Annotated in this window: 12 protein-coding genes; 9 read left to right on the forward strand and 3 right to left on the reverse strand. The window is 69.5% G+C overall.

What is annotated here, in order from left to right; genetic code table 11:
• Positions 1-83 precede the first annotated feature (83 nt).
• The 8 genes from ACTMTI_RS21905 to ACTMTI_RS21940 all read left to right on the forward strand — a co-directional run bounded on the left by ACTMTI_RS21905 (position 84) and on the right by ACTMTI_RS21940 (position 7,213).
• Complete coding sequence (locus ACTMTI_RS21905) at positions 84-1,877, forward strand: phosphoenolpyruvate carboxykinase (GTP) (RefSeq protein ID WP_441122309.1); 1,794 nt, start codon at positions 84-86, stop codon at positions 1,875-1,877.
• A 75-nt stretch (positions 1,878-1,952) separates the two neighbouring features.
• On the forward strand, positions 1,953-2,354 hold the full coding sequence (locus ACTMTI_RS21910; RefSeq protein WP_441122310.1) for a TIGR04222 domain-containing membrane protein: 402 nt from the start codon (positions 1,953-1,955) through the stop codon (positions 2,352-2,354).
• 2 nt (positions 2,355-2,356) lie between these two features.
• The gene (locus tag ACTMTI_RS21915; RefSeq protein ID WP_441122311.1) at positions 2,357-2,938 is read left to right on the forward strand and encodes a hypothetical protein; all 582 of its coding nucleotides are present in this window, start codon (positions 2,357-2,359) and stop codon (positions 2,936-2,938) included.
• A 124-nt stretch (positions 2,939-3,062) separates the two neighbouring features.
• A complete protein-coding gene (locus ACTMTI_RS21920; protein WP_441122312.1) occupies positions 3,063-3,878 on the forward strand; it encodes a DUF692 domain-containing protein in 816 nt (271 codons plus the stop codon).
• A complete protein-coding gene (locus tag ACTMTI_RS21925; protein ID WP_441122313.1) occupies positions 3,875-4,252 on the forward strand; it encodes a hypothetical protein in 378 nt (125 codons plus the stop codon). Before ACTMTI_RS21920 ends, ACTMTI_RS21925 begins: the two co-directional genes overlap by 4 nt.
• A gap of 63 nt (positions 4,253-4,315) precedes the next feature.
• Complete coding sequence (locus ACTMTI_RS21930; RefSeq protein WP_441122314.1) at positions 4,316-4,873, forward strand: hypothetical protein; 558 nt, start codon at positions 4,316-4,318, stop codon at positions 4,871-4,873.
• Between the two features lie 55 nt (positions 4,874-4,928).
• The gene (locus ACTMTI_RS21935) at positions 4,929-5,690 is read left to right on the forward strand and encodes an isoprenyl transferase (protein WP_441122315.1); all 762 of its coding nucleotides are present in this window, start codon (positions 4,929-4,931) and stop codon (positions 5,688-5,690) included.
• 206 nt (positions 5,691-5,896) lie between these two features.
• Positions 5,897-7,213: a PhoH family protein gene (locus ACTMTI_RS21940; protein WP_441122316.1), complete on the forward strand. Its 1,317-nt coding sequence runs from the start codon at positions 5,897-5,899 to the stop codon at positions 7,211-7,213.
• A 37-nt stretch (positions 7,214-7,250) separates the two neighbouring features.
• On the opposite strand, the gene ACTMTI_RS21945 is transcribed toward ACTMTI_RS21940, so the two are convergent.
• From ACTMTI_RS21945 to ACTMTI_RS21955, 3 genes are read right to left on the reverse strand one after another with little or no spacing between them, the layout of a single operon-like run.
• Positions 7,251-7,757: a hypothetical protein gene (locus tag ACTMTI_RS21945; protein ID WP_441122317.1), complete on the reverse strand. Its 507-nt coding sequence runs from the start codon at positions 7,755-7,757 to the stop codon at positions 7,251-7,253.
• Positions 7,754-9,166 carry an ATP-binding protein gene (locus tag ACTMTI_RS21950; RefSeq protein ID WP_441122318.1) on the reverse strand — a complete coding sequence of 471 codons (1,413 nt, stop codon included), beginning with the start codon at positions 9,164-9,166 and terminating at the stop codon, positions 7,754-7,756. Before ACTMTI_RS21950 ends, ACTMTI_RS21945 begins: the two co-directional genes overlap by 4 nt.
• On the reverse strand, positions 9,163-9,837 hold the full coding sequence (locus tag ACTMTI_RS21955) for a response regulator (protein ID WP_441122319.1): 675 nt from the start codon (positions 9,835-9,837) through the stop codon (positions 9,163-9,165). Before ACTMTI_RS21955 ends, ACTMTI_RS21950 begins: the two co-directional genes overlap by 4 nt.
• A gap of 281 nt (positions 9,838-10,118) precedes the next feature.
• Here ACTMTI_RS21955 and ACTMTI_RS21960 point away from each other — a divergent pair, with 281 nt between their 5' ends.
• On the forward strand, positions 10,119-10,817 hold the full coding sequence (locus ACTMTI_RS21960) for a lytic transglycosylase domain-containing protein (protein WP_441122320.1): 699 nt from the start codon (positions 10,119-10,121) through the stop codon (positions 10,815-10,817).
• Positions 10,818-10,837 lie beyond the last annotated feature (20 nt).

The following is a 10,837-nucleotide window of genomic DNA, read 5'->3' on the forward strand; positions in this document are numbered from 1 at the left end:
CCAACAGGTCTATGCCAATTGGCTTTCCAGCCGCTTCGTCGTTAATGATGACTGGGCCCTGAGAGAGTGGAGGAGTCGCAGACGTGTCTGTTTCGGTGGCAGTGCCCACGCCGACGAGCAATAGCGAATTGGCCGCATGGGTGAACGAGATAGCAGCCCTGACCCAGCCAGACCGGATCGAGTGGTGCGACGGTTCGGAGGAGGAGTGGACGCGCCTGACCAACCTCCTCGTCGAGCAGGGCACCTTCACGCGGCTCGCCGCCCGGCCCAACAGCTTCTACTCCAAGTCCGACCCCAGCGACGTGGCCAGGGTCGAGGACCGCACCTTCATCTGCTCGGAGCGCGAAGAGGACGCCGGGCCGACGAACAACTGGATCGCGCCGGCCGAGATGCGCAAGACCTTCGGCACGCTCTTCAAGGGCTGCATGCGCGGCCGGACGATGTACGTGGTGCCGTTCTGCATGGGCCCGCTGGGCGGCGAGATCTCCCAGCTCGGCGTGGAGATCACCGACTCCGCGTACGTCGCCGTGTCCATGCGGATCATGACCAGGATGGGCGACAGGGCGCTGCGTCTCATCGAAGAGCGGGGCGACTTCGTCAAGGCAGTCCACTCCGTCGGCGCCCCTCTGGAGCCGGGCCAGGTCGACGTGCCCTGGCCGTGCAGCTCCACCAAGTACATCAGCCACTTCCCCGAGACCCGCGAGATCTGGTCCTACGGCTCCGGGTACGGCGGCAACGCCCTGCTCGGCAAGAAGTGCTACGCCCTGCGCATCGCCAGCGTCATGGCCCGCGACGAGGGCTGGCTGGCCGAGCACATGCTGATTCTCAAGCTCACGCCGCCGTCCGGCGAGACCCGCTACATCGCCGCCGCCTTCCCGAGCGCGTGCGGCAAGACCAACCTCGCCATGCTCCAGCCCACCATCCCGGGCTGGAAGGTCGAGACGATCGGCGACGACATCGCCTGGATGCGCTTCGGCGCCGACGGCCGCCTCTACGCGATCAACCCCGAGGCCGGCTTCTTCGGCGTCGCGCCCGGCACCGGCCAGGTCACCAACGCCAACGCGATCAAGACGCTCTGGGGCAACAGCATCTTCACCAACGTCGCGCTCACCGACGACGGCGACGTGTGGTGGGAGGGCCTGACCGATGAGCCCCCGGCGCACCTGACCGACTGGAAGGGCCGCTCGTGGACGCCGGACAGCGACGAGCCGGCCGCCCATCCGAACGCCCGCTTCACCACTCCGGCCTCCCAGTGCCCGACCATCGGACGCGAGTGGCAGGACCCCAAGGGCGTGCCCATCTCAGCGATCTTGTTCGGGGGCCGCCGCGCCACCGCCGTCCCTCTGGTGACGGAGTCGTTGAGCTGGGAGCACGGCGTCTTTCTCGGAGCCAACGTCGCCTCCGAGAAGACCGCCGCGGCCGAGGGCAAGGTCGGCGAGCTGCGCCACGACCCGTTCGCCATGCTGCCGTTCTGCGGCTACAACATGGGCGACTACTTCGGCCACTGGCTGGAGGTCGGCCGTCGCGCGGACGCCGTGCTCCCGCGGATCTACTACGTCAACTGGTTCCGCAAGAACGCCGACGGCCAGTTCATCTGGCCCGGCTACGGCGAGAACAGCCGCGTGCTCAAGTGGATCGTGGAGCGGCTCAACGGCGAGGCCAAGGCCGTGCCCACGCCGATCGGGCTGCTGCCCGCCGAGCTCGACACCGAGGGCCTGGACCTGTCCGAGGAGGACATGGGCACGCTGCTGTCGGTCGACCGCGAGGTGTGGCGTGAGGAGGCCGCGCTGATCCCGGCCCACTTCGACAAGTTCGGCTCGCACCTGCCCAAGGAGCTGTGGGACGAGTACAACGCGCTGCTCGACCGCCTCGGGTGAGCGAAACCCCTTGTGGGGTACGGCGGCTCCGGCCTTAATCTGGCCCGACCGCCGTACTCATGAGGGAGGGCCATCGTGGACTACGTCCTCGTCGTCGCCGCGTTAGGCCTGGTGCTCCTGGTCGGCATAGCCGAGCAACGAGTCGAACGCGAGCGCAGACGCGTCAGCGAGCTCGCCTTCAGCGGCGTCGGCCACGCCCTGTCGCACTATGAGCTGGCGTACCTGTCCGGTGGCCCGCGCAGGGCCATCAACACGGCGCTGGCCGTCCTGGCGACGGCCGGCGCCATCCGCGTGTCACGGGGCTCGCAGGTCACCCCCGTCTACGGCGCGCCGCCCTCGCCGGTGCCGATCGAGCAGGCCGTGCTCGACGTGCTGGCGACCAGGCCGGGCGGCTACCGGGCCGGCGAGCTGCGGCGTGAGCTCGCGGCGCCCCGGCACTGGCCGAGCTGGCCGCCGGCCTCGAACGGCGCGGCCTGATCGTGCCCGAGCAGGCGTTCGCCAGGGCGTGGCGGCTCAGGGAGCAACTGGAGTTCGTTGTCGCCGGTGCCGCCGGCTTCGTGGTGCTGGCGATCGTGCTGGCCGTGGCCGGCCCTGCCGGGCACTCACCGGCGTTCTTCATCTCGCTGTTCTTCGCCGTGATGGCCTTCCTCAACGGCCTCGCCAAACTCCGCAAGCAGCGCCGGAGGCTGCGGAACGTCATCACCCGCGAGGGGCGCGAGGTTTTGAGCTCGGCTCGCGGCTACCACCCGAGAGGGCTGCGCGACCCGGGCTCGCTGGCCATGGCGGTGGGGGTGCCCGTCGCCCTGTACGGCCTCGCGGACGCCGGCGACCAGACGCTCTGCGACGAGCTGTCGGCCGGCGACCCGTCCGCCGACTGCGCCGGATCCTGCGGGACCCACAGCGGCGGCGGCGACTCCTACGGCGGCCTGGACTTCGGCGGCGGCTCATCGAGCTGCGGAGGAGGCTCGTCGTCCAGTTGCGGCAGTGGCGGGTCGAGCTGCGGAGGAGGGTCGTCGTCCAGCTGCGGTGGCGGTGGGTCGAGCTGCGGCGGCAGCAGCTGACGGCGCGCAGCACAGGGCGCGGAACTGTATCTGAGCAGACGGAACCGCTACGCCTGCTTCATACGTCTTCTCGGTACCCAGCCCGCCGTGGCTGCGCGGAGGGTCCGACAGGAGAGGGGCTGATGTGGCGAATCTGGGCGTAGGGATCGGCTGGCGGGCGGAGCTGGACCTGACGATCGAGCGGATGGCGGGCGTCGAGTTCGTCGAGGTGGTGGCCGAGAACGTCAAGCCCGCCCGCCTGCCCCAGTCGCTGGAGGTGCTGCGGGCCAGGGGTGTGCCGGTGATCCCGCACGGGGTGTCGCTCGGCGTCGGCGGCGCCGAGCCGCCGTCGCCGGACCGGCTCGCGCACCTGGCCGCCTGCGCGCAGGCCCTGGACGCGCCGCTGGTCAGCGAGCACCTGGCCTTCGTCCGCGGCGGCGGCCTGGAGGCGGGCCATCTGCTGCCCGTCCCGCGTACGCGCGAGTCCCTGCGGGTCATCACCGAGAACGTGCGCCGGGCGCAGGACGCGCTGCCCGTCCCGCTGGCCCTGGAGAACGTCGCGGCCATCTTCGGCTGGCCCGACGACGAGCTGACCGAGGCCGAGTTCCTCGCCGAGCTGGTCGCGCGTACCGGGATCAAGCTGCTGATCGACGTGGCCAACCTCTACACCAACCAGTTCAACCTGGGCCTGTCGGCGGTGGCCGCGCTCGACACGCTCCCTCTGGAACACCTGGCCTACGTGCACGTTGCCGGCGGATATGAGCAGCACGGCATCTGGCACGACACGCACACCACCTCCGCGCCCGAGCCGGTGCTCGACGTGCTCACCGAGCTGTGCGCCCGCGCCACCCCGCCGGGCGTGCTGCTGGAGTGGGACGACGAATACCCGAGCGACACGGTGCTGGCGGGGGAGCTGTCCCGGATCAGGGCCGCGATGTCACCGGCGAGGGAGACCCGGTGACCGACCGGGAAGAGCTCGCCGCGGCACAGCGGCGGCTGGCCGAGGCGCAGGGACGGCTGGTCGCGGCGCTGGTCGCCGGGGCGGACCTCCCCGAGGGCTTCGACCGGGAACGGATGCGGGCGCAGGCGGCCAGCCTGATCGCCAAGCGGCGCGGCATCGTGGCGAGGATCCGCCCCGACGCCGCCATCGCCGCGGGAGCCGACCTGGCCGCCGAGTTCGCCGCCTACGCCCGCTCCCGCAGCGCGCCACCGCCCGACTACCGCACCGACGCCGACGACTTCGCCGCCTGGCTACGCGAACGCGGCAGGATGCCGCAGAATCCGCCTCCCAAGCCCCGTTGGTGGTCCCGTCTGGTGCCAGAGAAACACCACTGAATCGTGGGGGTCTGGTGCCACAAAGTCGGGTTTAGTGAGATTTCGGCAGGAAACAGTGGAGAGATGGGGGGACTACGCTGCGTCGATGGATCTTATCTGACCGTCACGCCTGTCGCGTGCACGGACAGCCTCGGCACGCCGTACGAGGTCACCCTGGAGCTGCGTCGCGACGGCACCCCGTACGGAAGCGTCGGTGAGCGGTGCGGCTGGCTGCTCGCCCGCCTGGCATGCGGCGTCGACCAGGCCCGCCGGGGCATGGGAGCGGCCAGACGATGGGCCGATCCCGACGACAGGTTCCCCGGCGACGAGCCCGACGGCGAGCTGTTCTCCTTCCGCTATCGCAGTAGGTCCAGCCTGGTCGGCGGCGGCGAGCTGCGCTGCCAGCTCAGGACGATCCCGCTCTGGGTCCCCCGGCGGGGCGGAGGCGGCGAGTGGCGGCTGATCAGGCGGGCCTATGTGGAGGCGTGGGGGGCGACGGGCGTGGGCCTGCGGGCGGTGCTGACGTCGGGCGAGCTGTCGGCGTTCGTACGGGGTCTCGTGGAAGAGGCCGAGAGGTGTCTGGCGGGTAGGGATCTGGTGAGGAATCCGATAGAGGGAGCAGGCACGGGCGAATCGCGGTGATAATGACCTGTTGGGTCAAAGGACCGAAGGCACAGCACCGCTGGGGAGGCACTCCGTGGGCCTGCGCGACCTCGTCTACCGGCTGTACGAGCGCCGGCTGGAGGCCAAGCTGTCGAAGGACAGCATCCCTCGGCACGTCGGGGTCATCATCGACGGCAACCGCCGCTGGGCGCGTGCCATGGGCATGCGCGACGTGGCCACCGGCCACCGCAAGGGCGCGGACAAGATCTCCGAGCTGCTCAACTGGTGCCGGGAGACCGGCGTCGAGGTCGTCACCGTGTGGATGCTGTCCAACGACAACCTCAACCGGCCGAGGGAGGAGCTGGAGCCTCTCCTGCGCATCATCGAGGACGTCACGCAGGAGCTCGTGGCCGAGGGCTGGCGGATCAGCCCGGTCGGCGCGCTTGACCTGCTCCCCGACCGGACGGCGAATGTCCTCAAAAATGCAAAAGAAGCGTCATCACACCGTCCCGGCCTGATTGTGAACGTTGCAGTTGGGTATGGAGGAAGACGTGAGATTGCCGATGCGGTGCGCTCACTCCTCCAGGAGCAAGCGAGCAAGGGGGCGAGCATCGAGGACCTCGTCGAGGTACTCGATGTCGAGCACATCGCGGAGCATCTCTACACTCGCGGCCAGCCCGACCCGGATCTCCTCATCCGGACCTCGGGCGAGCAGCGCTTGTCCGGCTTCATGTTGTGGCAGAGCGCTCATTCCGAGTTCTACTTCCACGAGGCCTACTGGCCGGACTTCCGCAGGGTCGACTTCCTGCGGGCGCTGCGCGACTACGCCGCGAGGCACCGTCGTTACGGTTCTTGACACGACAATCGGGCATCAAGGACGTAACGTAAGAAGTGTCCGGCCACAGGCCGGACACTCCGGAGAGGGCCCGCCTTTGCACCAACACCTGCCGAGGGGGCCGGAACCCGGCGCCGCCCGGCAGTTCGCGGTCGGGGACGCGGGTCCGGTCCGAATCCCGCCTCGTCTGCAGGGTGCCCGAATGTTGGGCGCCCGGGGGAGAACGTGTGGCAGTGTCCTCGAGCAACCCTACGAACCAGCCCAAGCGCACGTATGTGCTGGACACCTCGGTCCTGCTCGCCGACCCGGCGGCCATGACCAGATTCGCCGAGCACGACGTGGTCCTTCCGATCGTGGTCATCACGGAGCTGGAAGGTAAGCGGCACCATCCCGAGCTCGGCTACTTCGCGAGAAAGGCGCTGCGCTACCTCGACGATCTGCGGATCCAGTACGGCAGGCTCGACGAGCAGATGCCGACGGGGGATGGCACGATCAGGGTTGAGCTCAATCACAGTGATCCGTCCATCCTGCCCGTGGGATTCCGCCTCGGCGACAACGACACGCGCATCCTGACCGTGGCGCGCCATCTGGCCGCCGAAGGCTGCGACGTCGTCCTGGTGTCGAAGGACCTGCCCATGCGGGTCAAGGCGGCCTCGCTCGGCCTGTCGGCGGAGGAATACCGCGCCGAGCTGGTCCACGAGTCCGGCTGGACGGGGATGGCCGAGATCCAGGTGACCACCGACGACGTCGAGGGGCTCTTCGAACAGGGCACCGCCGACCTGGACGAGGCCAGAGAACTGCCCACGCACACAGGCCTGCGGCTGCTGTCGGCCAAGGGCTCAGCGCTCGGCAGGGTGCTGCCCGACAAGTCGGTGCGGCTCGTACGCGGCGACCGCGAGGTGTTCGGCCTGCACGGCCGCTCCGCCGAGCAGCGCATCGCGCTCGACCTGCTGATGGACCCCGAGATCGGCATCGTCTCGCTCGGTGGCAGGGCCGGCACCGGCAAGTCGGCGCTGGCGCTCTGCGCGGGCCTGGAGGCGGTCCTGGAGCGCCGCCAGCACCGCAAGGTCGTCGTCTTCCGGCCCATCTACGCCGTGGGCGGCCAGGAGCTCGGCTACCTGCCGGGCGGCGAGGGCGAGAAGATGGGGCCGTGGGCGCAGGCGGTCTACGACACGCTGGGCGCCGTCACCTCCCCCGAGGTGATCGAGGAGGTGCTGGACCGGGGCATGCTGGAGGTGCTCCCGCTGACGCACATCCGCGGCCGCTCGCTGCACGACGCGTTCGTGATCGTGGACGAGGCCCAGTCGCTGGAGCGCGGGGTGCTGTTGACCGTGCTGAGCCGGATCGGCGCCAACTCGCGCGTCGTACTCACCCATGACGTCGCCCAGCGCGACAATCTGCGGGTGGGCCGGCACGACGGCGTGGTCGCGGTGGTGGAGAAGCTGAAGGGCCACCCGCTGTTCGCGCACGTCACGCTGAACAGGTCCGAGCGCTCTCCGATCGCCGCGCTGGTGACGGAGATGCTCGAGGACATCACCATGTGATCTCCCGCGGTGGGCCGGTGAACCCGGCCCACCATGATCACTTCAGATCGCCGCAGTCGAACCGTCCCTCGACCTTCGGGGGGCGGTTCTCGTTGTCGCGGACGATCTTGACCTGCTCGAACGCCGCGTCCTGCTGCGCCGTGCAGACGATCTGAGCCCTGCCGAGCTTGCTCAGCGTGCCCTCGCCCCTGATGAAGACGGTCAACGTCGAGGTACGCGGAAGCTGCACCTCATCGCGCTGGACAGGGTTGAGCGAGTCCTTGATCCCCAGGTACGTGAAGCCGCGTAAGGCGGTGTCCTGGCCGTCGTCGAGCGGCTTCGTGGAGGCCTGGAAGAGCGCGCCGAGCAGGCTCTCGACGGTGTCGTCCTCGACGTCGGCGGGCTCCAGGGCGAGCTCGCCGTTCCTGATCAGGAAGATCGTCTTGGACGGCGGCGGAATCCTGATGACGGGCGCGTTGCCCCGCTCCTGGACGTCGGTGGGCGAGATGCCGCAGGCCGTCACGGCCATGAGCGCGGCGATCAGCAGAACGCGGAAGGCCTTCATACGTGTGGCAGCCAGACCGTGAACAAGGTGCCGGGATCTTGCGTGCGTACCGAGATCGTGCCGCGGTGCAGGTGCACGTTGGCCCTGGCGATGGCCAGGCCGAGGCCGCTGCCCTGACTGCGGGCCCGGCCCGCGCCCGCCTTGAAGAAGCGGTCGAAGACATGGGGCAGCGCCTCCCTCGGGATGCCCTTGCCGTGGTCGCGTACCTTCACCTCCAGCCCGTTCTCCGTGCTCCTGGCATTGATCACCACCGGGGGCAGGCCGTGCTTGAGCGCGTTGCCGACGAGGTTGGCCACGATGACGTCGAACCTCCTCGGGTCGAGGTTGACGGTCAGACCCCGCGAGGCGTTCACCTTCACCTGGTCGCTCCAGCCGCGTACCTCCAGGCAGTCCGCGATGGCGTCGGCCACGTTGACGGGCTCGAGGTTGAGCGTGGCCGTGCCCGCGTCGAAGCGGCTGATCTCGATGAGGTGCTCGACCAGCTCCCGCAGCCGCTCGATCTCGCTGAGCACCAGCCGTACGGCCTCCGCGGGCGCCTCGGGCAGCCGGTCCGCCTCCTCGGACAGCACGTCGGCCACGGCCGTCATGGCGGTCAGCGGCGTACGCAGCTCGTGCGAGACGTCCGCCACGAACCTGCGCGACATGGCCTCCAGAGAGCGCAGCTCGGACACGCTCAGCTCCAGCGCCGCCGCGGCGTCGTTGAACCTGGCGGTCAGCCCGGCCAGCTCGTCCTGCCCGTGCACGGGCAGCCGGGTGTCCAGCCGGCCCTGGCCGAGCGCCTGCGCGGCCGCGCTCAGCCGCCTGACCGGCAGCAGCACCTGCCGGGCCGACAGCAGCGCGACGACCAAAGCGATCAGCACGATGGCGATGCCGCCCTGGAAGAGCGTGGTCCTGAGCGTGGCGAGCTGGTCGACGTCGTCGCGCATGGGGAAGAAGACGAACGCCCGCAGGCCGGTGGCCTCGGACTTCCCGGCGACCTCGCGATAGACCTCGGCGCCGACGATGAGCCACAGCTCGTTGCGGATCACCATGCGCTGCGTGACGAGGCTCTGCTTGGCCCGGCCGTACAGCTCGTTGGGGACGTCGCTCATGGTCATGGGGCCGTTGCGGGCGACCAGGTCGCCGTACTCGACCAGGACGCCGCGCCCGGGGCCGCTCAGCGCCTGGGCCACGCGGGCCAGCTCGTTGGTCGTCGGCGCGGCCTCGCCCGGACTGAGCCTGCCGACGGGGAAGTCGATGCCGCTGAGCTCCCTGGTCACCAGGTCGAGCGAGGTGGTCTCGGCCCGGGTGACCAGCGCCGCCTTGGCCAGCTCGAACCCGATGGTGGCGACCAGCATGGAGGCGGTGACGGCGACCAGGGTGAACGTGATGACCAGGCGGGCGCGCAGCCCGGTCGGCAGCGGGATCACGGAGGGCTGAACCGGTAGCCGAACCCCCGCACCGTGTGGATGAACACGGGCTCGGCGGGCTTCGGCTCGATCTTGGCGCGGACGCGCTGCACGCAGGCGTCCACCAGCCGCGAGTCGGCGATGTGGGTGTGGTCCCAGACCTCGCGCAGCAGGTAGCGGCGGTTGAGCACCTGGCCGGGATGGCGTACGAGCTCCAGCAGCAGCCGCAGCTCGGTGGGCGTCAGATGGATCTCCTTGCCGGCCAGCATGACCTTGAGAGCGCCCCGGTCGATCACGAGGTCGCCGAACGTGATGCGATCGGAGGCGGCGGACTCGGCCCTGCGCAGGATGGCGCGGATGCGCGCGTCCAGCACCCGCGGCTCGACCGGCTTGACCACGTAGTCGTCGGCGCCGGCCTCCAGGCCGACCACCACGTCGAGGTCGTCCCCCCTGGCCGTGAGCAGGATGACGGGGAGCTGGTCGAGCTTGCGCACCCGGCGGCACACCTCGACCCCGTCGATTCCCGGGAGCATGACGTCGAGGATCGCGATCTCGGGGCGGCGGGCCCTGATGTGGTCGAGAGCCTCCTCGCCCGTCGCGTAGGACGTCACCGAATGTCCCTGCCGGGTCAACGCCAGCTCGAGAGCCGTACGGACGGAGGGATCGTCTTCTACAAGGAGGATGCCAGCCACGCGCACATTATTATTCCATGTCCCCAATACCCGGCTTGTGTCATCAAACCGTGACATGTCGTGCATGGGACCACGAAGAACACCAGTCACGCTGAAAACAGCTTCCCTTCGGCACGGGCGCCCGAAGGGGGGCCGATATGGTGTGATGAATATCACAGTATTCCGAAACACCATGCTTAAGCACTGGTTGGCCAAGGGGAAGCCAAGCGATTACCGCGTTTCGGTTGCGAACCACCCCCCATGACAGGGCAAGCTCATGGATCGTGAGCCCTGGTCCGCGTGTGAGTGAGCGCCCCCCGAAGGAAGATGTCCCCTCGGCGCGCCGGCCTTCGCGCTTCACGCCGAAGCGCATCGCCATCACCGTCCTGTCGCTGGTGATCGTCTTCGGCGGCGGCGGTTTCGTCGCCTACCGTGCCATCGAGAACGCCAACGAGCCGCCCGTCGAGCCCTTCAACGTCCAGGACCTCGGCAAGCTGGCCAGCGGCAACCTGTACGCCCCCGACCCCGAGAGCGACGCACTCAAGGCCGCGGCCGAGCAGGCCTACCGGGCCGCCAAGCTCAAGGAAGGCCGTGGGGGCGCGGGCAAGACCGGCGACTTCGACTGGGTCATCCCCAAGCAGGCGCCCGCCGGCGACGGCTTCCCGCCGGTGAACTTCCCGCCGGGCAGCGACCCCTCGCCGGGCAGCAACAAGGCCACCGCCAAGGCCATGATGGCCCAGTTCGGGTTCGGCGCCGACCAGTGGGGCTGCCTGGAGCGGCTCTGGCACAAGGAGAGCGGCTGGAACGAGCGGGCGATGAACCGCTACTCCGGCGCGTACGGCATCCCGCAGTCCCTGCCCGGTACCAAGATGGCCAGCGCGGGCGCCGACTGGCAGACCAACGCGGCCACCCAGATCAAGTGGGGCCTCGGCTACATCAAGGGCCGCTACGGCACGCCGTGCTCGGCCTGGGCTCACTCGCAGCGGGTGGGCTGGTACTAGCCGCGGAGGCTGACGGGGCC

Origin of the sequence: Nonomuraea sp. H19, assembly GCF_052068215.1 — a bacterium.
Lineage (GTDB): Bacteria > Actinomycetota > Actinomycetes > Streptosporangiales > Streptosporangiaceae > Nonomuraea.

What these genes read in the sequence shown, in the direction of transcription:
- ACTMTI_RS21930 (WP_441122314.1), top strand. Translation starts at nt 4,316, where the DNA reads ATGGGGGGACTACGCTGCGTCGATGGATCTTATCTGACCGTCACGCCT.
- ACTMTI_RS21945 (WP_441122317.1), bottom strand. Translation starts at nt 7,757, where the DNA reads ATGAAGGCCTTCCGCGTTCTGCTGATCGCCGCGCTCATGGCCGTGACG.